This window comes from Lysobacter gummosus (genome assembly GCF_001442805.1).
GTDB lineage: Bacteria > Pseudomonadota > Gammaproteobacteria > Xanthomonadales > Xanthomonadaceae > Lysobacter > Lysobacter gummosus.
Genome location: NZ_CP011131.1, coordinates 4,649,960 through 4,672,902 on the forward strand (window position 1 = coordinate 4,649,960; position 22,943 = coordinate 4,672,902).

At 66.4% G+C, this 22,943-nt stretch carries 19 protein-coding genes; 14 read left to right on the plus strand and 5 right to left on the minus strand.

Annotated features, from left to right (window positions below; genetic code table 11):
• The first annotated feature begins 55 nt into the window (after positions 1 to 55).
• The 5 genes from LG3211_RS18855 to LG3211_RS18875 all read left to right on the plus strand — a co-directional run bounded on the left by LG3211_RS18855 (position 56) and on the right by LG3211_RS18875 (position 4,904).
• Positions 56 to 925: an ABC transporter ATP-binding protein gene (locus LG3211_RS18855; protein ID WP_057944174.1), complete on the plus strand. Its 870-nt coding sequence runs from the start codon at positions 56 to 58 to the stop codon at positions 923 to 925.
• Positions 922 to 1,806, plus strand: a complete 885-nt coding sequence (locus LG3211_RS18860; RefSeq protein WP_057944175.1) for a CPBP family intramembrane glutamic endopeptidase — start codon at positions 922 to 924, stop codon at positions 1,804 to 1,806. Before LG3211_RS18855 ends, LG3211_RS18860 begins: the two co-directional genes overlap by 4 nt.
• 34 nt (positions 1,807 to 1,840) lie before the next feature.
• Positions 1,841 to 2,782 (plus strand): MlaD family protein, encoded by a 942-nt coding sequence (locus tag LG3211_RS18865; RefSeq protein ID WP_057944176.1) that lies wholly within the window; start codon positions 1,841 to 1,843, stop codon positions 2,780 to 2,782.
• A 53-nt stretch (positions 2,783 to 2,835) separates the two neighbouring features.
• Entirely contained in the window at positions 2,836 to 3,513 is a 678-nt protein-coding gene (locus LG3211_RS18870; RefSeq protein ID WP_057945593.1) for an ABC-type transport auxiliary lipoprotein family protein, read from the plus strand.
• A gap of 200 nt (positions 3,514 to 3,713) precedes the next feature.
• Positions 3,714 to 4,904 (plus strand): glycoside hydrolase family 16 protein, encoded by a 1,191-nt coding sequence (locus tag LG3211_RS18875; protein WP_057944177.1) that lies wholly within the window; start codon positions 3,714 to 3,716, stop codon positions 4,902 to 4,904.
• Between the two features lie 205 nt (positions 4,905 to 5,109).
• Here the strand turns inward: LG3211_RS18875 and LG3211_RS18880 are convergent, their stop codons facing one another.
• On the minus strand, positions 5,110 to 5,700 hold the full coding sequence (locus LG3211_RS18880) for an alpha-ketoglutarate-dependent dioxygenase AlkB family protein (RefSeq protein WP_057945594.1): 591 nt from the start codon (positions 5,698 to 5,700) through the stop codon (positions 5,110 to 5,112).
• A gap of 293 nt (positions 5,701 to 5,993) precedes the next feature.
• On the opposite strand from LG3211_RS18880, the gene LG3211_RS18885 reads away from it, so the two are divergent.
• Entirely contained in the window at positions 5,994 to 7,661 is a 1,668-nt protein-coding gene (locus LG3211_RS18885; protein ID WP_057944178.1) for an electron transfer flavoprotein-ubiquinone oxidoreductase, read from the plus strand.
• Positions 7,662 to 7,759: 98 nt separating this feature from the next.
• Here LG3211_RS18885 and LG3211_RS18890 read toward each other — a convergent pair whose 3' ends face one another.
• The 3 genes from LG3211_RS18890 to LG3211_RS18900 form a co-directional block, all read right to left on the minus strand.
• Entirely contained in the window at positions 7,760 to 10,000 is a 2,241-nt protein-coding gene (locus LG3211_RS18890) for a reprolysin-like metallopeptidase (protein WP_057944179.1), read from the minus strand.
• Between the two features lie 265 nt (positions 10,001 to 10,265).
• Positions 10,266 to 10,898: a CoA transferase subunit B gene (locus LG3211_RS18895; protein ID WP_057944180.1), complete on the minus strand. Its 633-nt coding sequence runs from the start codon at positions 10,896 to 10,898 to the stop codon at positions 10,266 to 10,268.
• A gap of 157 nt (positions 10,899 to 11,055) precedes the next feature.
• Positions 11,056 to 11,775 carry a CoA transferase subunit A gene (locus LG3211_RS18900; protein ID WP_057944181.1) on the minus strand — a complete coding sequence of 240 codons (720 nt, stop codon included), beginning with the start codon at positions 11,773 to 11,775 and terminating at the stop codon, positions 11,056 to 11,058.
• 117 nt (positions 11,776 to 11,892) lie between these two features.
• Here LG3211_RS18900 and LG3211_RS18905 point away from each other — a divergent pair, with 117 nt between their 5' ends.
• Positions 11,893 to 12,801 (plus strand): ATP-grasp domain-containing protein, encoded by a 909-nt coding sequence (locus LG3211_RS18905; RefSeq protein ID WP_057944182.1) that lies wholly within the window; start codon positions 11,893 to 11,895, stop codon positions 12,799 to 12,801.
• Between the two features lie 252 nt (positions 12,802 to 13,053).
• On the opposite strand, the gene LG3211_RS18910 is transcribed toward LG3211_RS18905, so the two are convergent.
• Positions 13,054 to 14,466: a mannose-1-phosphate guanylyltransferase/mannose-6-phosphate isomerase gene (locus LG3211_RS18910; protein ID WP_057944183.1), complete on the minus strand. Its 1,413-nt coding sequence runs from the start codon at positions 14,464 to 14,466 to the stop codon at positions 13,054 to 13,056.
• Between the two features lie 180 nt (positions 14,467 to 14,646).
• Between LG3211_RS18910 and LG3211_RS18915 the strand changes: the two genes are divergently transcribed.
• The 7 genes from LG3211_RS18915 (at position 14,647) to LG3211_RS18945 (ending at position 20,655) form a co-directional block, all read left to right on the plus strand.
• On the plus strand, positions 14,647 to 15,483 hold the full coding sequence (locus tag LG3211_RS18915; protein ID WP_057944184.1) for a D-hexose-6-phosphate mutarotase: 837 nt from the start codon (positions 14,647 to 14,649) through the stop codon (positions 15,481 to 15,483).
• A 172-nt stretch (positions 15,484 to 15,655) separates the two neighbouring features.
• Positions 15,656 to 16,402, plus strand: coding sequence for an electron transfer flavoprotein subunit beta/FixA family protein (locus LG3211_RS18920; protein ID WP_057944185.1), 747 nt, complete (start codon positions 15,656 to 15,658; stop codon positions 16,400 to 16,402).
• On the plus strand, positions 16,402 to 17,343 hold the full coding sequence (locus LG3211_RS18925; protein ID WP_057944186.1) for an electron transfer flavoprotein subunit alpha/FixB family protein: 942 nt from the start codon (positions 16,402 to 16,404) through the stop codon (positions 17,341 to 17,343). The genes LG3211_RS18920 and LG3211_RS18925 overlap by 1 nt, the downstream gene beginning before the upstream one ends.
• Positions 17,344 to 17,576: 233 nt before the next feature.
• Positions 17,577 to 18,200, plus strand: a complete 624-nt coding sequence (locus LG3211_RS18930; RefSeq protein WP_083512660.1) for an acetyltransferase — start codon at positions 17,577 to 17,579, stop codon at positions 18,198 to 18,200.
• 10 nt (positions 18,201 to 18,210) lie between these two features.
• Complete coding sequence (locus LG3211_RS18935) at positions 18,211 to 18,612, plus strand: GtrA family protein (protein ID WP_057944188.1); 402 nt, start codon at positions 18,211 to 18,213, stop codon at positions 18,610 to 18,612.
• 34 nt (positions 18,613 to 18,646) lie between these two features.
• Positions 18,647 to 19,735 carry a DegT/DnrJ/EryC1/StrS family aminotransferase gene (locus LG3211_RS18940; RefSeq protein WP_057944189.1) on the plus strand — a complete coding sequence of 363 codons (1,089 nt, stop codon included), beginning with the start codon at positions 18,647 to 18,649 and terminating at the stop codon, positions 19,733 to 19,735.
• Positions 19,732 to 20,655 carry a glycosyltransferase family 2 protein gene (locus LG3211_RS18945; RefSeq protein ID WP_057944190.1) on the plus strand — a complete coding sequence of 308 codons (924 nt, stop codon included), beginning with the start codon at positions 19,732 to 19,734 and terminating at the stop codon, positions 20,653 to 20,655. The genes LG3211_RS18940 and LG3211_RS18945 overlap by 4 nt, the downstream gene beginning before the upstream one ends.
• The last annotated feature ends 2,288 nt before the right edge of the window (positions 20,656 to 22,943 follow it).

A 22,943-nucleotide genomic window follows, 5' to 3' on the forward strand; every position in this document is an offset into this window, starting at 1 on the left:
GAATCGTCGAAAGGCGTGCCGCGCACGTGCTTGCGAAGTTCGCGGAGAAACCGCTTTGACGATTCCCGATTCCCGACTCCCGATTCCCGATGAAGCCGACGGCAAAGCCGACGACGTAATCATCCGCATCCGCGGCCTGGTCAACCGCTTCGGCGATCAGGTCGTGCACGACGGCCTGGACCTGGACGTCAAGCGCGGCGAGATCATCGGCGTGGTCGGCGGTTCGGGCACCGGCAAGTCGGTGATGATGCGGTCCGTCCTGGGCCTGCGCCGGCCCAATGCCGGCGAGATCGAAGTGCTGGGCATCGACGCGCGCAATCCCGATCCGCGCCTGCGCCGAGAGATCGAACGCAACACCGGCGTGCTGTTCCAGGACGGCGCGCTGTTCTCGTCGCTGACCGTCGGCGAGAACGTGCAGGTGCCGCTGAAGGAGTACCACGGCGACCTGCCCGATTCGCTGCGCTACGAACTGGCGCTGCTGAAGGTCAAGCTGTCGGGCCTGCCGGCGGACGCGATCGACAAGCTGCCCTCGCAGTTGTCCGGCGGCATGCGCAAGCGCGCCGGCCTGGCGCGCGCGCTGGCGCTGGACCCGCCGCTGCTGTTCCTCGACGAACCCACCGCCGGCCTGGACCCGATCGGCGCGGCCGCGTTCGACCGCCTGATCCGCACGCTGCAACAGGCGCTGGGCCTGACCGTGTTCCTGATTACCCACGACCTGGACACGCTGTACGCGATCTGCGACCGCATCGCGGTGCTGGCGGACAAGAAGGTCATCGCCTGCGCGCCGATCGAGGAAGTGGAAAAGCTCGATCACCCGTGGGTGCAGGAATATTTCCACGGCCCGCGCGCGCGCGCCGCCCAGGTCGCGCGCGACAAGAACGTGGCCGGCACCGCGCACAAGCCGACCGATGCGCAGGCCGGATGAGCGGGCTGTTCGCGCATGCCGACACGCTGTGGAGCGTGTCGATCTGGGGACTGCTGTGCGCGGCCGCGGCGCTGCTGTGGTGGCCGCGGGCACGCAAGGCCAGTCTCGCTTTGCTGACGGTGACGATGGTCGCCGCCCTGGCGCGCGGCCTGCTCGATCCGCTGGCGCTGATGTCCTTCGCCCTGCTGATCCTGGCCGCCTGGTTGGTGACACCGGCGCGGGCCAAGGGCGCGCGCATCGCCGGGCATGTGTTGTTCGTGCTGGTCGCCTTCGCCCTGGGCCTGCACCTGATGCCGGGGTTCCACAACCCGCAACTGATCCAGGACCTGCGGCTGACGCCCGATTCGGCGCCGATGTCGCTGTACTTCAACTTCGACAAACCGCTGGCCGGGTTCTGGCTGCTGCTGTGCTGGCCGTTGCTGCGCCTGTACGGCGAGGGCGAACGGCCGGTCGCCGCGTCGCTGGCCGCGGGTCTGATCGGCGCGACAGTCGCCGGCGTTTTGTGCCTGGGCTTGGCGCTGGCTTTGCACCTGCTTACATGGGCGCCGAAATGGCCCGCCTTCGGCGCGCTGTGGGCGCTCAACAATCTGCTGCTGGTGGCGCTGACCGAAGAAGCCATGTTCCGCGGGTATCTTCTGGAATCGCTGCAGCGGCGCTGGCGCGAGGTCCGGCACGGCGCGACTTACGCCACCATGGTCTCGGCGCTGGCCTTCGGCCTGGTGCATGCCGGCGGCGGCTGGCGCTGGGTCGTTCTGGCTACGTTGGCGGGGCTGGCTTACGGTTGGGCGTATCGCAAGGGCGGCCTGCTCGGCGCCGTGCTCGCCCACTTCGGCCTCAACCTGCTGCATTTCACCGTGTTTACCTATCCCATGCTGGCATGATGCCGGCCAGGGCTTCATCGCTCAAAGGTGCCTGATGGAAACCAAGGCCAATTACGTCCTCATCGGCGCGTTCACGATCGTGGTGACGCTGTTCCTGCTGTTGTTCGCTCTGTGGGCGGCCAAGTATTCGTCCGAGAAGAGCTGGCGCGAATACGCGGTGATCTTCAACGAACCGGTCACCGGCCTGTCGGAAGGCAGCACCGTGCAATACAACGGCATCGGCGTGGGCACGGTGCAGCAGCTGAGCCTGGCGCCGGACGATCCGCGCCGGGTCATCGCCAAGCTGCGCCTGCAGGCCGACGCGCCGGTGAAGACCGACACCCGCGCCAAGCTGTCGCTGACCGGCATCACCGGCACGCCGATCATCCAGCTCACCGGCGGCAGCCCCAACAGCCCGGCGCTGGCCGACGCCGAGGGCAGCGGCGAGATTCCGATCATCCAGACCGAAGCCTCGGCGCTGCAGAACATCGCCGACACCGCCAACCGCCTGGTCGCGCGCCTGGACCAGGTGCTCAGCGACGACAACGTCAAGCACGTGTCCAACACCCTGGCCAACATCGAATCGCTGACCGGCTCGATCGCCGACCAGCGCGGCGACCTGCGCGAGCTGATCGCCAACGCCAAGAAGTCCAGCGAACAACTCAGCGCCACCTTGACCACCACCAACCGCGCGGTGGAAACGGTGGACCGCGAACTGGCCGGCAAGCTGCCGGGCATCATCAACAAGCTCGACAGCACCCTGACCAAGCTCGATTCGGCCGCCAACGGCGCCAACGGCATCCTCAACGACAACCGCGCCGCGATCAGCAGCTTCGCCAACGACGGCCTGGCCCAGCTCGGCCCGACCCTGAGCGAACTGCGCTCGCTGGTGCGCGATCTGCGCCGGATCAGCGACCGCCTGGACAGCAATCCCACCCGCTACCTGCTGGGACGCGACGCGACGAAGGAATTCGAGCCGGAGAAAGCCGCGCGATGAGCCGCCACTTGATGCCTTCGCCAGACCCTGCGATCACGACTGCGATGACGACCATGACGACGACCCGCGCGCGCAACCGCCCGCCCTTCACCGCCACGCCGCCGCGCGTGCTCGCCGCCGGCCTGGCTGCGTTGCTCATGCTCAGCGGTTGTTCGTCGATCCTCGGCGAAAAACCCAAGACCCCGACCGTCCAGTACGCGCCCGACCCGCGCGTACAGGCCGATCCGTCCTGGCCCAACGCCAACTGGCAGCTCTCGGTGAGCGCGCCCAACGCCGCGCGCATGATCGACAGCCTGCGCATCGCCGTGCGTCCCAGCGGCAACGAAATCCAGGTCTACAAGGGCGCGGCCTGGGCCAAGCTGCCCAGCAGCATGATCGAGGACGCGCTGCTGCGCACGCTGGAGGACTCGGGCAAGATCGCCGCGGTCGCGCGCCAGGGTGCGGGCATCGCCTCGGAGTACAAGCTGGTGCTGGACCTGCGCCGCTTCGAATCCGATTACGCCGGCAACGCCACGCCATCGGCGGTGATCGAGATCAACGCCAAGCTGATGCACAACGCCGACCAGAAAGTGGTCGCCTCGCGCACCTTCCTGCAATCCAGCCCGGCCGCGAGCGTCGACGTGCCGGATGTCATCAACGCCTTCGAGCAGTCGATGCAGACCGTCGTCACTCAGATCGCGGGGTGGACGCTGACTTCGGGCGATGCGCACGAGAAGACGCACAAGCGCTGATCCGCCGATCGCGCCGACGCCGGTCACCGACAACGGTCATGCGCGAGCATGGCCGTTGTCGTTTGCGACGACAGCTTGCCGACAGCTTCGCGACAGGTTCGCGAAAACGTTGTAATCGGTGACTGCCAACACAAGCCGCGCCACGGCGCGCTCCTAGACTGCGCCGCGCCGATGCCTGGCGCCGCCTCCGGAGGAAAGTCATGACCGCACCGTTCTCGCAGCGCCGCCGCGTCAGCGCGCGCCGCGCCCTGCTCACGCTCGCGCTGGGCGTCGAGCTTCTCGCCTGCATCGGCCTGGCCCAGGCCACGCCGCCGGGCACCATCGATTACGAAAACGTGGGCGGCACGCCGCTGCGCGCGATCGGCCGCGACATCCAGGCGCCGGTCGCGAATACCAGCGTGCTGTTCGGCGCGCAGTTGCTCAATCCGCAACCGGTCACCTACGATCAGGTCGTGTTCGCGGTGCGCGATGCCAGCGATCGCAATTTCGACCTGGGCCATCAGAACAACTACACCGTCGGCACGACCCAGCGCGAACTCACCGCAAGCGGGCAATTCCCGGCCGGGCAGTATCGCTACTGGCTGTCGTACTACGCCGGCGGGCAGTGGACCAATCTCGCTCCCGAGCGCAGCTTCACCGTCGCCGCCGCGCCGCCCGGCGGCGATCCGGTCGATAGCCGGCCGCTCGGCGCCGGCAGCAACTGGGTCTATAAGTTCGGGGACGAATTCACCGCCGCCACGGTGGACTGGAACAAGTGGGCCGACAATTCCTCGGCCGAATCCGATAACGGCCACGGCAACCCGGGCAACCAGCAGTTGGAGTGGAATCAGGCCGCCAATTGCTCGGTCGGCAACGGCGTACTGGCGATGCAGGCCAAGCGCGAGCGCGTGCGCTCGCCGTCGGGGCGCTATTACGACTGGACTTCGTGCCTGCTGTCCTCGCACAAGCGCTACAACTTCCGCTATGGCTTTATCGAGGCGCGCATGAAACTGCCGGGCGTGGCCGGTTTCTGGCCGGCGTTCTGGACGTTTCAGGCGCCCGGCGCGCAGCAGTGGAACGAAACCGACGTGTTCGAGTATTACTCCGACAACAAGAGCCGGCTGTACTTGAATCAGTATGTGATCAAGAACGGCGCCGAGGATCTGGACAGTTACATCCACACCATCAGCTTCGATCCGAGCGCGGGGTATCACGTCTACGGCGCCGATATCTCGCCGGATGCGACACGGTTCTATGTGGACGGGCAGCTGGTTCGCACGACTCGCAATATCAGCCAGATCGAAACTTCGATCCTGGTCGATCATTTCGTCTATGCGGGCAAGCCGCCGGCTTCGACCACGCAGTCGGCGACGACGTATGTGGATTACATTCGCGCTTGGCAGCGGCCTTGATTCGCGGTTGAGCGGGCGCGTCGTTCCGGTTGCGGGTGTGCCGCAATCGGAACGAAAGGCATCGGGCCTGAAGGCCCTCCCACAAAAGTTGCCGAAGGCCCGCATGACTTTTGTGGAAGGGCCTTCAGCCCCGACGCTTTTTGTGGGAGGGCCTTCAGGCCCGATGCTTTTCGCTCAGGTCGCAACGAACTCAGCAAAGCCCCACTCAACGCCGCTCGATCACCCGAAACGTCAAATTGATCCGCTCCCCCACCGGCTTGGCGGTGCGCGGCAGCGCATGCCGGTAATTCGCCTGCGTCGCCCCGGACATCACCAGCAAGCTGCCGTGCCCCAATTCCAGCGCCGCTTTCAACGACGCGTCGCGACGATGCTTGAGGGTGAAGCGCCGGTTCGCGCCGAGGCTCAGCGAGGCGATCACCGGCGCCGGCCCGAGTTCGGGTTCGTCGTCGCTGTGCCAGCCCATCGCATCGCGGCCGTCGCGATAACGATTGGCCAGCACGCTGTTGAACGGCGCGCCGAGTTCCTCCGCCAACAGCAGGCGAATCGCGAGCAAGGCCGGCGGCCACGGATGCGGACGGAAGTCGGCGCCGGAATAACGGTAATGCGCATCGGGATCGCCGATCCAACTGCTCAATCGCGGCGAATCATGCTCGCGGCCGAACAAGCGGATGCGATGCACCTCCCAGGCGACTTCGTCCAGCACGGCCGCGTACAGGGCGTCGGCCGCCTCGTGCGCGAGCCAGTGCGGATCGAAGGCGAGTTCGGCGCCCTGCAGCGGCAGCGGTTTCACGGACATGCGGCACGCTAGCACGCGGCCGCGCGCCGCCGCGATCCGGATCTTGCAGCCGGCATCGCAGTCGCCCGCGGCGGCAGCGCCCCCGCCGATCGCCCGCGAACAAGCCGCCAACCACGCCCCAAACCCCTGTCCTCCAGCCTTCCGGGCGCCCGTTCGGGCCCCGATGGCGGCCCGCTCGCGACCGGGCCGCCATCGCGTTTAAAACGGTCCGGCGTCCGGATCGGCCCGCCGCGCTTGGCCCACCCGGGCAAACCCGCGACAATGAGCGGATTGCACGCACGAGTACCGCCAGCATGAGCGAACAGCCGATCGACTCGGTCCAGCCGTCCGACACGCCAGCCATCGAGATCGAACGCGACGTCATGGAGTACGACGTCGTCACCGTCGGCGCCGGTCCGGCCGGGCTTTCGTTCGCGATCCGGCTCAAGCAGCTCAACCCCGAGCTGTCGGTGTGCGTGATCGAAAAATCCAGCACCATCGGCGCGCACATCCTGTCCGGCGCGGTGATCGAGCCGGGCCCGCTCGACGCGCTGCTGCCGGGCTGGCGCGACAATCCGCCGCCGATCTGCGTGCCCGCCGGCGAGGACGAGTTCTGGCTGATGACCAAGACCGGCGGCTACAAGTCGCCGATCGTGCCGCCGGACATGAACAACCACGGCAATTTCATCGTCAGCCTCGGCGCGATGTGCGCGTGGATGGCGCCGCAGGCCGAAGCGCTGGGCGTGGAAATCTATCCGGGCTTCGCCGCCGCCGAGACCCTGCACGATGCCGACGGCCGCGTCGCCGGCGTGCGCATCGGCGACATGGGCATCGCCAAGGACGGGACGCACAAGCCCGGCTTCACCGCCGGCATCGACATCCGCGCCAAGGTCACCGTATTCGCCGAGGGCGCGCGCGGCCATCTGACCAAGCGCCTGATCAAGCGCTTCAAGCTCGACGCCGACAGCGACCCGCAGGGCTATTCGATCGGCATCAAGGAACTGTGGCAGGTGCCGGAAGACCGCGTCACGCCCGGCAAGATCGTGCACAGCGTGGGCTGGCCGGCCGACAGCCACACCTACGGCGGCAGCTTCCTGTATCACCTGGACAAGGGCCGCATCGCGCTGGGTTACGTCAGCGGACTGGATTATCGCGATCCCGACTACAAGCCGTGGGAAGCGTTCCAGCAGTGGAAGAACCACCCGATGATCAAGCCGCTGCTGGAAGGCGGCAATCTGGTCTCGGCCGGCGCGCGCGCGATCGTCACCGGCGGCTGGCAGTCGCTGCCCAAGCTGGACATGCCCGGCGCCTTGCTGATCGGCGACACCGCCGGCCTGCTCAACGTGCCCAAGATCAAGGGCACGCACCAGGCGATCCGCAGCGGCATGCTTGCCGCCGAACACCTCGCCGCGCAGCATGCGGCAGGCGCGCTCGAAAGCGCCGGTTTCGACGCCAAGCTGCGCGCCTCCGACGCCATGGCCGAGCTCAAGAAGGTCCGCAACATCAAGCCCGGTTTCAAGAAGGGCTTCTGGTTCGGCATGTTCAACGCCGCATGGGAAACCGTCACCGGCGGTTTGTCGCCGTGGACGCTGAAGAACAAGGCCGACTGGCCGTCGCTGCAGAAACTCGGCGAGGCGGAAAAGCCCAAGCGCGATTACATCGATCGCACCCTGGCGCCGCGCGATCGCCTGGCCTCGGTGTATTTCGCCGCGACCGAGCACGACGAAGACCAGCCCGTGCACCTGAAGGTCGCCGACACCAACATCTGCATCACCCAGTGCGCGGAAGAGTACGGCAACCCGTGCACGCGCTTCTGCCCGGCGGGCGTGTACGAAATCGTGGAAGAAGCCGGCGCCAAGCGCCTGCAGATCAACTCCGCGAACTGCGTGCACTGCAAGACCTGCGACATCAAGGACCCGTACGAGATCATCAACTGGGTCACGCCGGAAGGCGGCTCGGGGCCGAACTATCAGAACTTGTAACGCTACCCGCGCCGCGGCCGGGTAAACGAAAAAAGGCGCGATCATGAAGATCGCGCCTTTTTCGTGTGTACCGGCGTTGCCGCCGCGGGCTCGATCGATCAGTGGTGGATCAGATTCCAGCCGCCCGGATAGGCCGGCGCCGCCTGACCGTTGAATCCGCTGCCGTTCCACAGCCACATCTGCATCGACTGTCCGTCGGTCCACAAAATGTCGCCGCGGCCATCGCCGTTCCAATCGCCGACCTGGATCGGACGCCACGCCGGCGACGCGGCGAATCCGAGGCCCGACAGGCGAGTGCCGCCGTTCATGCGCCAATACGCGACGTCGCCGGTCGGCGCATAACGCCACAACAGATCGTCGCGATTATCGCCGTCCACGTCCTGGATGCCGAACAGACTCCAGCCGGTCGGGTAGTTCTCCGTGCTGGCGCCGCCGAAGCCGCCCGAGGTCTGGCCGAGCCACATCTGCATCGAGGTGTCGTTGGTCCACAGCAGATCCAGGCGGCCGTTGCCGTCGAAATCGCCGCTGCCGAGCACCTTCCAACCCGGACTGGTGGCGGCGGCGGCGCTGCCGATGATGGCCGGACCGTTCATGAGCCAGATGCCGATCTGGGTGTTGCCGTTATCGCGCCAGACCAGATCCACGCGGCCGTCGCCGTTGACGTCGCCGACCGCGATCAGGCGGTAGCCGGCCGGGTACGAGCGCATTGCCGCGCCGGCGAAAGCGCTGCCGTTGCCTTCCCACATCTGCATCTGTGCGCCGTCGGACCAAATGAGATCCACGCGCCCATCGCCGCGGAAATCGCCAGTCGCCACCACGCGCCATTCCGGACTCACCGAATACCCTGCGCCGCCGATCTTGCTGCCGCCGCTCATGGCCCAGTACGCCCAATCGGTGTTGCTGCTCAAGGCCCACAGCAGGTCCGAGCGGCCATCGCCGTTGACGTCCTGAGCGCGCGCGTCGATCAGATCCGCGTAGTCCTGCTCCGGCACCACCGTGGCGCGGAACGCCGCGGCCGTGGGCATGGTCTGCGACAGCGTGCGCGCGTTGTCGGCTTGATTCTCCACGCCGCAGGCGCGTCCGCCGCACGAGGTCACGCGCGGGTTGGAGAACACCCGGTACGCGGTCTGGCCCTGATCGCCGTAGGCCATGATGTCGTAGAAGTTGCCGCCGGCGGCATCGGTCTTGTAGCCGAAGGAATACACGAACGCGCCGTACTTCAGCGTGCCGTCGGTGCTCGCGGTTTCGCGATCGTGCTGCGCGCCCATGTTGTGGCCGAGCTCGTGGGCGAAGGATTCGTCGCGGCAGAAATACGTGGTGTTGCCGTCCTGCTGGCGTCCGTCGCTGACCACCGAATAGCCGTTGCCGGCCGATCCGGTGGTGTACGGCTGGCGGTCGCCGCCGATCAACCAGGCGATGCCGCAGCCGTTCTGGGTCTGGCGATCGTACTTGCGCACCAGCGAGACCAGATCCGCGCCGTACTGGTCGCGCGCCGCGCGCAGGGCGTTGAACGCCGGATCGACCGGCGTGGTGCGGGTGCCGGTGAGTTTCTCCAGCGCGTCGCCGTTGTCGGTGTTGTCCGGATAGTTCACCTGCATCGCATGCACCAAGCGGATGCGCGCGTCGATCTGGCTGTTGATGTAAGCCTGATTGGCGATGTCGACCAGATTGTTGATCCGGGTCTGCGCTTGCGAGGCGCCGCCCAGGCCGGCGGCGAAACCGTTGCTGTAACCAACCAGCACATCGACCGTGGTCGCGGCCTGAGCCGCGGCGACGGCCGCGGCCGCCAGCGGGTTGGACTGCGAATCGGTGGCGGCGCCGACGGCGGCGCTGGGAATCAGAAAATCGTCGCGATGCCCGCCGCCGAACTGCTTCTCGACCAGGGCCAGCTTGACCGGATCGGTTTCCACCAGCCACGCCTTGCCGTCGCGCATGGTCAGCTTCAACGCCGGCTTGCCGTCCTGGTCGATCGCGCCGAACGCGGCGCGCTCGCCGAAGGTGATGATCGCCTGCTGGACGACGCCGTCGCGATCGACGCGGCCGACCCAGGTCCAGTCGCCGCCGGGATGTTCGATGTGGCGTTCGTAGCGGAAGTCGAGCTTCTCGCCGGACGGCGTGGTCAGGCTGAGGTGGCCTTGCGCGATCGCGGCGATCGCATGGCGTTCGCTCAGATCGACCTGATGCCAGGTGTAAGCGCCTTCGCTGGTCGTGGCGCGCGGATCGGAATAGCCGACCAGTTCGCCGCGGTCCGGCCATTGGCCGAAACCGACGCGGCGCTTGGCCGCGACAGGCAGCGCGCGTGCGTATGCGACCGGACCTGCGTGCGTGCGTGCGGACAACGCGGTTGCGTCCTTGCGTGCGCCTTCCGAAGATGGATCGCGGTCCGCGGAAGTGCAGCCGGCTCCGCCAAGGAGCAAGGCAGTGACAAGGAACAAATTGCGCATGACGAATCAGCCGGCGGGGAATAGCAGCGCGCCATGCTGCACGCCCGGCGGGCAGACTGCAATGCCCGCGGATTCAGTTTCATATGCGACTTTTCGGGCCGGATTCGCAAATATCCGAATCCGGATTCGATGAGCGCGCTTGCGCGTGCCTTAGACCTGTTCAGGCGCGCCGAAAGGGCACACCGGTCTTCTCGCGCAGTTCGTCTTCGCTCACGCCCGGTGCGGACTCGACCAGCACCAGTCCCTGTTCGGTCACATCCATGACCGCAAGTTCGGTGATGATCCGGTTGACCACGCCCAGGCCGGTCAGCGGCAGCGTGCATTCGGGCAGGATCTTGTGTTCGCCGCTCTTGGCGGTGTGTTCCATCAGCACGACCACGCGCTTGACGCCGGCGACCAGGTCCATCGCGCCGCCCATGCCCTTGACCATCTTGCCCGGCACCATCCAGTTGGCCAGATCGCCCTTGGCGGTGACCTGCATCGCGCCGAGGATGGCCAGATCGATATGGCCGCCGCGGATCATCGCGAAGCTGTCGTGGCTGCCGAAATAACTGGCGCCTTCGCGCGCGGTGACGGTCTGCTTGCCGGCGTTGATGAGGTCGGCGTCGACTTGCGCCTCGGTCGGGAACGGGCCGATGCCGAGCAGGCCGTTCTCGGACTGCAGCCACACGTCCATGCCGTCGGGAATGAAGTTGGCGACCAGCGTCGGCAGGCCGATGCCGAGATTGACGTAAGCGCCGTCGGTGAGTTCCTGCGCGGCGCGCTGCGCCATTTCGTCGCGGGACCATGCCATGAGTGATTCGTCCTGTAATTCGAAAGGGAAGTCAAAACATCTGCGAGAAGCAAACCCGCCGGCGACGCCCGTTGCGGCCTGTGCGGCGAACCTGTCGCATCGGATCGGTACGCGGCGCGCTTGGCGCCGAGCCGCGACCGACGATGCGACTGCTCGCTCAGCCGGCGCGAACCGTACGCTGCTCGATGCGTTTTTCCGGCGTGGCGTTGACCACGATGCGATCGACGTAGATGCCCGGCAGATGCACGTGATCGGGATCGATGTCGCCCAGCGCGACCAGTTCCTCGACCTCGGCGATGCAGACCTTGCCGGCCATCGCGCAGGCCGGATTGAAATTGCGCGCGGTCTTGCGGAACACCAGGTTGCCGGAGGTGTCGGCCTTCCACGCCTTGACCAGCGACACGTCGGCCTTGAGCGCGGTTTCCATTACGTAATGATGGCCGTCGAACTCGCGCGTCTCCTTGCCTTCGGCCACCACGGTGCCGTAGCCGGTGCGGGTGAAGAAGGCCGGAATGCCGGCGCCGCCGGCGCGCAGGCGCTCGGCCAGGGTGCCTTGCGGGTTGAACTCGAGTTCGAGTTCGCCGGACAGGAACTGGCGCTCGAATTCCTTGTTCTCGCCGACGTAGGACGAAATCATCTTCCTGATCTGGCGCGTTTCCAGCAGCAGGCCCAGGCCGAAGCCGTCCACGCCGGCGTTGTTGGAGATCGCGGTCAGCCCTTTGACCCCGCTGTCGCGCAGCGCGCCGATCAGGGCTTCGGGGATGCCGCACAGGCCGAAACCGCCGACCGCCAGGGTCTGATCGTCGGCGACGACGCCCTGCAGCGCGTCTTTGGCACTGGGATACAGCTTGGTTTTCGCGGCGATGGCCTGGGCCATGGGACAACTCCGTTGCGGGATGAGCGCAGTTTAACGCGCGCCCGCGCCGGGACGTAGCGGACTTTCGGGCAATGGCGCCACAATGCCTTGATTGTGTGCCGACGCTAGACTTGCGATATGAGCCGACTCGCCCTGGTCACCGCCATCGCCACCGCCGCGCAGGACGACGACCTGCCGCTGCTGCACGCCGCCTGCCTGGCGCGCGGCCTGCACGCCGAGATCCGCGCCTGGGACGACCCCAGCGTGGCCTGGGCGCGATACGACACCGTATTGCTGCGCTCGCCGTGGGATTACACCGAGCGCTTCGATGAATTCACCGCCTGGTGCGAACGGGTCGATGCCCTCACCCGCCTGCTCAATCCCTGGCCGGTGCTGCGCTGGAACACCGACAAACATTACCTGGCCGACCTGGCCGCGCGCGGCGTGCCGGTGGTGGCGACCGTGTTCGTCGAACCGGAGATGGACCCGTTGCCGGCGCTGCAGGAATTCCTGCTTGCGCAGCCGCAAGCGGAAGAGTTCGTGGTCAAGCCGGCGATCAGCGCCGGTTCGCGCGACACCCAGCGTTATGCGCGCGCGCAGGAATTCGCCGCGGCCAATCACATCGCGCGGCTGCTCGACGAGGGCCGCAGCGCGATGCTGCAGCCGTATCTGGCTTCGGTGGATCGCGACGGCGAAACCGCGCTGATGTATTTCAACGGCGTTTTCAGCCACGCGATCCGCAAGGGCGCGATGCTGCAACGCGAGGACGCGCTGAACCTGCGCGCGGTGGAGCGCATCAACGCGCGCGAAGCCGGCGAAGACGAGCGCGCGGTGGCGCTGCATGCGCTGACCGCGATGACGGCGCGGCTGGATCTGGAAGAACCGCTGCCGTATGCGCGGGTGGATCTGATCCGCGATGGCGAGGGGCAGCCGCAGTTGCTGGAACTGGAGTTGTGCGAGCCTTCGTTGTTCTTCGCGCATGACGCGGGCAGCGCGGATCGGTTCGCCGAGGTGTTGGCGGAGCTGTTGGAGACGGCGGCGCCTTGAGTTGGTTGTGCGGGCGCTTGGTCTGACCGGAAAGCATCGGGGCTGAAGCCCCTCCCACAAAAGATTGTGTCGCCGCGAAGTCTTTTGTGGGAGGGGCTTCAGCCCCGATGCCTTTCGATCCGCTGCAACAACCCTACAAAAACAAAGACCGGCCAATGGCCGGTCTTTGCATTCCTGAGTCGCGGTCCTAAGCCGCGGTTCGGCAACAGGCAGATTCAAACGCCCATCGCCTCACCAACCCGACAGCGCCGCTTACGAACGCCCGTACACGTCTTCCAGGCGAACGATATCGTCCTCGCCAAGGTAACTGCCCGACTGCACCTCGATCAGCTCGACCGGCTCGGTGCCGCGATTGCGCAGGCGATGCACGCTGCCCAGCGGAATATAGGTGCTCTCGTTCTCGCGCAGCTCGAACACCTTGTCGTCGCAGGTAACCTCGGCCACGCCCGACACCACGATCCAATGCTCGGCGCGCTTGTGATGCTTCTGCAGACTCAGCACGCCGCCGGGTTTGACCTCGATGCGCTTGACCTGAAAGCGCTGCCCCATGTCGATGGAGTCGTAATTGCCCCACGGACGATAGACCTTGCGGTGGAACAGATGCTCCTGGCGCCCGGCCTGCTTGAGCTTGTCGACGATGGTCTTGACGTCCTGCACGCGGTCCTTGCGCGCGACCAGAGTCGCGTCCGGCGTGTCGATGATGACCAGGTCTTCCACGCCGATGGTGGCGATCATGCGCCGATCCGAAGCGCGCACCAGCGAGCCGGTGGTATCGACCGAGATCACGTCGCCTTCGTAGCGATTGCCGTCGTCGTCGCGCTCGGCCACCGCCCACAGCGACGACCACGAACCGATGTCGCTCCAGCCGCAGCTCACCGGCACCACCGCGGCGCGGTCGGTCTTTTCCATCACCGCGTAGTCGATGGAATCGTTCGGGCTGGCGGCGAATTCGTCCTTGCCCAGGCGGATGAAGTCCAGGTCGGTGTTGGCCTTGGCGTAGGCCGCGCGCGCCGATTCGAGAATCTTCGGCGCCAGCCTCGCCAGTTCGTCGAGATAACGCTGGGCCTTGAACAGGAACATGCCCGAGTTCCAGGCGTAGGTGCCGGCGGCCAGATAGCCTTCGGCGGTGGCCAGATCCGGCTTCTCGACGAAACCGCTGACCTTGTAGCCGCCCTCGCCCAGCGCGTCGCCGCGATCGATGTAGCCGTAGCCGGTTTCCGGATAGTCCGGATGGATGCCGAAGGTGACCAGCCAATCCTGATCGGCCAGCACCGCCGCGCGCGCGACCGCATCGCGGAACGCGTCCACGTCTTCGATCAGATGATCGGCCGGCAGCACCAGCATGGTCGCGTCGGGTTCGCCGGCGACCAGGTGCAGCGCGGCCAGCGCGATCGCCGGCGCGGTGTTGCGCGCGATGGGTTCGAGCAAGATGGCGCCGTTGGCGACGCCGATGCCCTGCAACTGCTCGCCGACCATGAAACGGTGGTCCTCGGCGCACACGGTGACGGGGGCACCGGTGTTGGGCAGGGCGTTGGCGCGCAGGATGGTTTCCTGGAACAGCGAGTGATCGCCGATCAGCGACAGGAACTGCTTGGGCTGATTCTGACGGGACAGCGGCCACAGGCGCGAACCGCTGCCACCGCTTAGAACGACGGGATGAAGCATCCTGGCTCCAGATTTCGGAACGGAAAGGGGCGCCAAGAATAGCCGAACCCCCTGCCTGGCAGGCTTCACGGCACCTAAACCACGTCCGCGGCGCTGTCGGTACTATGATCGCCGTGCCAGCCTGGGCCGTCGCGCCGCGCCATGCTTCGCCCTCGGCGCTCCCTCCACGGATGGACTTTCATGCCCCACTCACTGCCCGCTTCCCTGCATCTGGACGGCCCCGACGCGTCCCGCGTCGAAGCCAGCGCGTTCGGCGCCCACCTGCTGTCCTGGCGCTACCGCGGCCGCGAGCGCCTGTACCTGAGCCCGAACGCCAGTTTCGGCGCCGGCAAGGCGATCCGCGGCGGCGTGCCGGTGATCTTTCCGCAATTCGGCGAACGCGGCGACGGCCCGCGCCACGGCTTCGCCCGCACCCTGACCTGGGACGCGCTGGACATCGCCGGCAGCTTGCCGCCGCGGCTGGCGTTCGCGCTGCGCGACAGCGCGGAAACCCGTCGCCACTGGCCGTATCCGTTCGAAGCTGAACTGGACATCGAGCCGGCCGCGAACCGGCTGCGCATCGCCCTGAGCGTGCGCAACACCGGCCAGGAGGCGTTCGAATTCAGCGCCGCCCTGCACACCTATCTGCGCGTGGCCGACATCGCCGGCACCCTGGTCCACGGCCTGGAAGACCGCGATTACCTCGATTCGACACAAGGCGGCGCGGTACTCGCGGCCAGCGACGCGCCGGTGCGCTTCGAGGGCGAAATCGACCGCATCTACGCCGATACCCGCCAGCCGCTGCGGGTCACCGACGGCGAGCAACTGCTGCGCCTGGAAGCGGAAGGCTTCGCCGATACCGTGGTGTGGAATCCCGGCGCCGAACTCGCCGCCGGGCTGGCCGACCTGGGCGCCGGCGAGCACCGTCACTTCGTGTGCGTGGAAGCCGGCAACGTGCTCAGCCCGGTGCGGCTGGAACCCGGCGCGGTCTGGACCGGCGCGCAGATCCTCACCGTCGAGCCCTCCGCCGGCCGCTGAGGCCCGCCGCGCGGGCCCTGGGCGAGCCCGCCGGCCGATCGCGCAAGGCCGGCGTTTGAAACGCCCGCGCGGCCAAAAACCATGGCGCGCTGCCCCGGCCCGGCCGTCTCCGTTAGAATTGGCGGCTCTTGGCCGCTCCCGGCCGGACACCCCCACAAGGAAATCCCGCACGATGAAGATCCTCGTCGGCTACAAGCGCGTGGTGGACTACAACGTCCGCATTCAGGTCAAGCCGGATGGCTCCGGCGTAGTCACCGACGGCGTCAAGCTGTCGGCCAATCCGTTCGACGATATCGCCCTGGAAGAGGCCCTGCGCCTGCGCGACAAGGGCATCGCCACCGAAGTCGTGGTCGCCACGATCGCCCCCGCCGATGCCCAGCCGCATCTGCGCAACGGCCTGGCCATGGGCGCCAACCGCGCCATCCACGTGGTCAGCGACCAGCCGATCCAGCCGCTGACCGCCGCGCGCGCGCTGCTCAAGCTGATCGAAAAAGAACAGCCCGACATCGTCATCCTCGGCAAGCAGGCCATCGACGACGACGCCAGCCAGACCGGCCAGATGCTCGCCACCCTGTGGGGCCGCCCGCAGGCGACCTTCGCCTCCAAGCTCGAAGTCGCCGACGGCAAGGCCACGGTGACGCGCGAAGTCGACGCCGGCCTGGAAACGCTGGAAGTGGATCTGCCGGCGGTGATCACCACCGACCTGCGCCTCAACGAGCCGCGCTTCATCAAGCTGCCCGACATCATGAAGGCCAAGAGCAAGCCGCTGGAGACCATCCAGTTCGCCGAGCTCGGCGTGGACACCGGCGATACGCTCAAGACCACCCATTTCGCACCGCCGCCCAAGCGCAGCAAGGGCGTGATGGTCAAGGACGCGGCCGAACTGGTCGCCGCACTTAAGCAGAAGGGGTTGCTGTGATGAGCAAGGTTTTAATTGTTGCCGAACATCTCGACGGCAAGCTCAACGCGTCCACCGCCAAGTGCGTGTCGGCCGCGCAGGCGCTGAAGCCCGAGTCCATCGACATCGTCGTGCTCGCCGCCGATCCGGCCGGCGTCGCCGCGCAGGCCGCGCAGATCGCCGGCGTCGCCAAGGTGCTGACCGTCGCCAACGCCGCCAACGCCCACGCGATCGCGCAGGTGCTGGCGCCGCAGATCGCCGCGCTGGCCAAGGGCTACAGCCACGTGTTCGGCCCCTCGACCACCTTCGGCAAGGACCTGATGCCCTGCGTCGCCGCGCTGTTGCACGTGGCGCAGGTGTCCGACGTCATGGCGGTGGAAGGCAGCCATACCTTCAAGCGTCCGATCTACGCCGGCAACGCGATCATCACCGTCGAAGCGCCGGCCGATCACACCGTCGTCGCTACCGTGCGCACGGCCTCGTGGCCGGAAGCGGCGAAGGGCGGCGGCGCGGCGGTCGAAGCCGCTTCGGTCGAAGCCGCGCTTCCGACCCACACCCGTTTCGTCGGCCTGGCCGCGGGCAAGTCGGATCGCCCTGATCTGCAGAGCGCCAAGCGCGTCGTCTCCGGCGGCCGCGGCGTGGGCTCGGCGGACAACTTCAAGATCATCTACGACTTCGCGGACAAGCTCGGCGCCGCCGTCGGCGCCTCGCGCGCCGCGGTCGATGCCGGCTACGTGCCGAACGAACTGCAGGTCGGCCAGACCGGCAAGATCATCGCCCCGGAGCTGTACGTCGCCGTCGGCATCAGCGGCGCGATCCAGCACCTGACCGGCATCAAGGACGCCGGCACCATCGTCGCCATCAACAAGGACGGCGAAGCGCCGATCTTCGAGATCGCCGATATCGGCCTGGTGGGGGATTTGTTCAAGCTGTTGCCGGAGCTGGAAGCGGCGCTGGCCTGACCGGTCCGCGGTACTTCCACTGCGCTTAACCTGAAGACCCCGCCAGCACGGCCGCGCTGGCGGGGATTATTTTGGGGCTCGACCTACGAGTAAACCTGATCCATGTCCAGGCACGGGGAATCGTTGCAGGCTTGCGATGTACAGCCGTCCGCACGCATCGGCGGGCATGCTTTAGCTTTACGAAAGTCCAGCCGATTTCGCTCCATCATCGCTCAGGCCCCCATGACCCCAGCATGAGAAAACTCGCACTTTATGGTGGTGGCGGTTTCGCACGCGAAGTCCTGATGCTGCTGGAAGACATGGGCTTGAGCGACCGCGTGGTCGCCGTGTACGAAAGCGACGATCTATGGACCGAGCGCATCGTCGCCGGCATCGCCACGCAGCCCATCGGTCGCTTCGACCCGGCCACCACCGATCTGGTGCTCGCAGTCGGCAACCCGCAGGCGCGGCGCAGGATGCAATCCTCGCTGCCGGCGCAGACCCGCTACCCGACCTTGGTGCATCCAGATGCGCGCATCCATCGCAGCAGCAGCGTCGGCGAAGGCAGCATCATTTGCGCGGGCAGCATCGTCACCTGCGACGTCGTCATCGGCCGCCAGGTCAACCTGAATCTGATCACGACCATCGGGCACGACTGCCATCTGGAAGACTTCGTAAGCACCGCCCCCGGGGTAAACATCAGCGGCAACTGTATCCTCGGCGCCGGCGCGTACTTCGGCACCAACAGCTGCGTGCGCGAGAAGGTCCGTGTCGCCCCCGATGCGATCGTCGGCATGGGCGCGGTGGTCGTGGGCGATTTGCCGGAAGCCGGCGGCGTCTATGTCGGCAGCCCCGCCCGCCTCAAACCCGTGCGTTGACCGCACGCCGATGAAGTGGCTCCGCCACACGTGGCAATCCGACAAACGACGGTTCCTGATCGTCGGAGCCTGGAACACGCTGTTCGGCTATCTGGCGTTCGCGGCCACGCATCTGCTGTCCGGTGAGGCCTGGCATCCGACCGCGACGGTGGTGGTCGCCTACTGCATAGCCCTGCCCCAGTCGTTCCTCACTCAACGGCTGCTGGTGTTCCAGCGCACCCAGGACGATTGGCGCAAGCAGTTCCTGCGCTTCCTGGGCAGCAACAGCGCGATATTCGCCGCGAACCTCATTTTGCTTCCGCTTTTCGTGGCGGCAACCCGTACCAGCCCGCTGTTCGGCCAGGCGTTGTTCGTCGCCGGCTCGACGGTCGCCAGCTATCTCGTCCACAAGCATTACTCGTTCGCCGACTGACTCCATGAACATCATTCCTTTGCTTGTGCCCCACATGCCGCAAGCCGACAGCCTGCTGCCGTACCTGAGGCAGATCGACCAGAACCGGTACTACACCAATTTCGGCCCGCTCAACGCCGAGTTCGAACGTCGCATCGCCGCCGATGTGGGCCGGCAATGGCTGCCGGAACAGGTCACCACCGTCTCCAATTGCACGGTCGGGCTGGAACTCGCGCTGCAGGCACTGGAGTTGCCGCCGGGAGCGCGCGTCCTGATCCCCGCCATCACCTTTGCGGCCACGGTGACCTCGGTGATCCGGGTTGGGATGACGCCGGTGCTTTGCGACATAGACCCTGATCGCTGGCTGCTGAGCCCGCAACTGGCCCGCGCGGCCGTCGCCGGCGGCGGCATCGACGCAGTCATTCCGGTCTCGACCTTCGCCTGCCCGCACGATACCGACGAGTGGGACGCTTTCGTCCGCGACACGTCGGTAGCGGTGGTCGTGGACGCGGCCGGCGCCTTCGGCAACCAGGCTCCGGGCGAGTTGATCGATATCGTGTACAGCTTCCATGCCACAAAATCCTTCGGCACCGCCGAGGGCGGCGCCGTGTTGTCGCGCTCTGTCGAGCGGATCGAGCGCATTCGCAAGCTTTCCAATTTCGGCATCGACACATCGATCGGGATGCTCGATTCCATCGGCACCAACGGCAAGATGAGCGAGTACCACTGCGCCATCGGCCTGGCCTCGTTCGATCAGTGGGGCGACACCAAACGCGCCCGCCGCGACTTGAGCGCCCGCTACGCGCGCGCGCTGGCCAGCACCTGCCCTTTCCTGCGTTATCAGGCCAAGCCCGCCGACGGCATCTATCCGTTGTTGCCGGTGCTGCTGCCCGCGGGAGCATCCGCCGCCCGCTGGAGCGAGCACTTGGCCAGTCGAGGCATCCAGAGCCGCCGCTGGTACTCGCCGTCCTTGCATACTCATCCGGCATTGCGCGATATCGAGCGGTTCGGCCCGTTGGACGTGGCTATCGACATCGGCGAGCGCATCCTCGGCATTCCGTTTTTCATCGGCATGTCCGATGAACAGATCGCCCGCGTCTGCGCGGCGCTGGCGCATGCATACCTGGAAGGGGAGTCGCTGTGAACAAGGTGACCTACGTCATTCCCGTCTACCATAACGAAGGCTCGATCAAACGCACCTGGGAGGCGATCGTCGCGCTGTACCGGGACGGGCCGCTGGCCGCGCACCAGTACGAGATCATCTTCGTCAACGACGGGTCCAAGGACGGTTCGCAGGCCGAGATCGAGGAAGTGGCGCGGATGGACCCCAACGTGCGCCGCATCCGTTTCAGCCGCAATTTCGGCCAGTTGGCAGCGATCGTGGCGGGCTATCGGCACGCCAGCGGCGATGCGATCATCAACATGTCGGCCGACCTGCAAGATCCGGCGGAGCTGACCGCCGACATGGTCAACAAATGGCTGGCCGGCTCGGAAGTGGTGGTGGCCTTTCGCGAGGATCGCGAAGACTCTTTCGGGGCCAAATTCTTCTCCCGTCTGGCCTACGGCGCACTGCGGGCGTCCAACCCGGACATCCCGGCCGGCGGCTTCGATTTCGTGTTGATGAGCCGTCGCGCGCTGGAGTTGTTTCTCAGCTACCGCGGGCGCAATCGTTTCTACCAGGGCGATGTGATCTGGGCCGGCTTGACTACGACCTACCTGCCCTACGTGCGCCGCAAGCGCGAAGTCGGCAAGTCGCAGTACAACTTCAGCAAGAAGATGAAACTGTTCTACGACTTCCTGCTCGACGGTTCCTACCTGCCCATCCGCATCATGTCCATGTGCGGCGCGATCTTCGCCCTGCTCGGAGTGGCCTACGCGGCGGTCATCGTCGTCGCCTGGACGATGCACGCCACGCCCTTCACCGGCTGGGCGCCGATCATGGTCGCGTTGCTGGTCATCGGCGGCATCCTGATGTTCATGCTGGGCATCATCGGCGAGTACCTCTGGCGTATTCTCGACGAGATCAAAGACAAGCCTTTGTACGTAATCGACGAACAAAAGTAATCGTCCCCGTCGCGGACGTGCCCGCGAACTATGCGTCGAACGAGTCCTTACCCGCATCCATGAGTCGCCTCGCCTCCTCATCCTTGCAGCCCGGCCGGATCGCGACGATCAACCTCGTCGCCTGCCTGGTATCCATCCTGATCGCCGTGATCGCCTGTCGGTACGGCGTAGGCATGACCTACGGCCGCGCGGACGTACCGTTCATGTACGAAGGCGACGCGTTGCAGTATTCCTATGTGCTGGAAGCGCAGAAGGCGGGCAGCGTATCGCGCATCGATCTGGCCGGCGCGCCGATCGGTACGGATCATCTCGACTTCCCCAACGCCGACTACGCCAATCACGTCATGGCCAACGCGGTGGCGGCGCCCGGCGATTTCGGCCCTCGCTACAACCGCGTCTACCTGCTGGGCGTGGCGCTGACGGCGCTGGCCGGTTTCGCCGTCGCCAGACGGCTCGGCATCGGCCTGGCGCTGTCGGTCGCGGTATCGATCGCGTTCTCGGTGCTGCCGTTTCATTTCCTGCGCGAGCAGCATCTTTACTACAACAACTATTCCGCGTTGGCGCTGGCGCTGCTAGTCGCGACCTGGACTTATCTGCCCGCCGATCCGAACGCACCGGAACGCTCCCGAGCGCGACGGTGGGCCTCGGTCGCCGCGCGCACCGCGATCCTGATCTGGATCGGCAGTACCGGCATCTATTTCGGCTTTTTCGCCTGCGTGCTGATCGGCGCCGCCGGCACGCTCGGCTACCTGCAGTTCCGGGCCGCTTCGAGTTTGCGCAGGATGCTGTTGTCGATCGCGGTCATCGCCCTGTGCACCTCGCTGCAATTGCTGCCGACCATGTTGTATCGCATGGAAAACGGCAATAACGACCGGGTCGCCGTGCGGCGGGTGTCCGAAACGGAAATCTTCGGGCTGAAGATCGCGCAGATGTTGCTGCCGGTGCCGGGCCATCGCTTCGACCCGTTCGCCCGGCTCAGGGAAAAATACGATGTAGTGGCGCCGCTGAAGACGGAAAACTCCAGCGCCGGCCTCGGCCTGGTCGGCTCGGCCGGCTTCTGCCTGGCGTTGCTGGTGCTGCTGGTACCGGCGCTGCGCCGCCGCTTGCCGCAGCAGGCGCAGTTCGCCGCGATGACGGTCGCGATCATGACCTTCTTCGCGACCATCGGCGGCTTCGCCACGCTGTTCTCGCTGATAGTCTCGCCGGATATCCGCGCGGTGAATCGCGTCTCGCCGCTGATCGGCTTCGCCTCCCTGATCGTATTGGCCTATGTCGTACAGACGGCGGCGGCGAGCTACAACCGGCGCTGGCTGGCGCCGCTGGCCGCCGTGCTGATGGTGCTGATCGCGATTCCGGATCAAATGCCCGACCGGCGCCGGATGCTCAAGGAACGCAGCGCCACGGCCATCGCCCATTTCGATGCCGACCGCAAATTCGTGGCCGACCTGCGCAAGCAACTGCCGCCCGGCGCCAGCGTGCTGCAATTGCCGTTCTTCGAATACCCGGAGACCGATACCCCGCTCCCCAGCTACATCCAGCTTCGCAACCAACTGCACGGACTCGACCTGCACTGGACGTATGGCGCAATGAAGGGACGCGCCGCGTCGAACTGGCTGACCCTGCTGAGCATGCGACCGGCGGCCGAAGCAGTGCGCCTGTTCGACTCCGCCGGTTTTGCCGGAGTCGTAGTGGACGAACGCGCTCGCACGCCGTGGATCGACGAATTCCTGCGCGAGCTCGCCGCGATACATTCGCTTACCACCGTGACGTCCGGCGACGGGACGCAGACGGGTTACGCCCTGAAGACTCCGATCGCCGCCGCGCCAGCGCTATTGCTGGCGCCCGAACAGGGCTGGTACCCGCCGGAAGACCAAGGCGGCGGCAAATCGCTGATCTGGTCGTCGGGCGACGCGTCCATCCGCATCGCCGCGGTGGCCGGCGGCGTTTCCGGCTGCGCACTGGACCTGGAGCTGGGAACCCTCGTTCCGCGTCGTGTCGAGGTGTGGGTGGATGGCGCCCAGACCACGCAAGTTGAAATCCGTCCCGAAGCGCACGCGCATCTGACGCTACCCGTGCCCAGACAGGGGGCCACGGTGCGGCTGAAGACCATGCCGGCCACCACCGCCAACGCTGGCGATCCACGCCCTGTTTCCTTCTCGCTATTGCTCGCCGATCCGGTCTTATGCGGCGGAGCCGGAAGCCGTCGTTGATCCTGTGTTTCGATGATCCGGCTTTGCTTCAAGCCGCGGTGGCAACTGAAACGGTGCCGCGCTGTGCTTGGCGCCGAC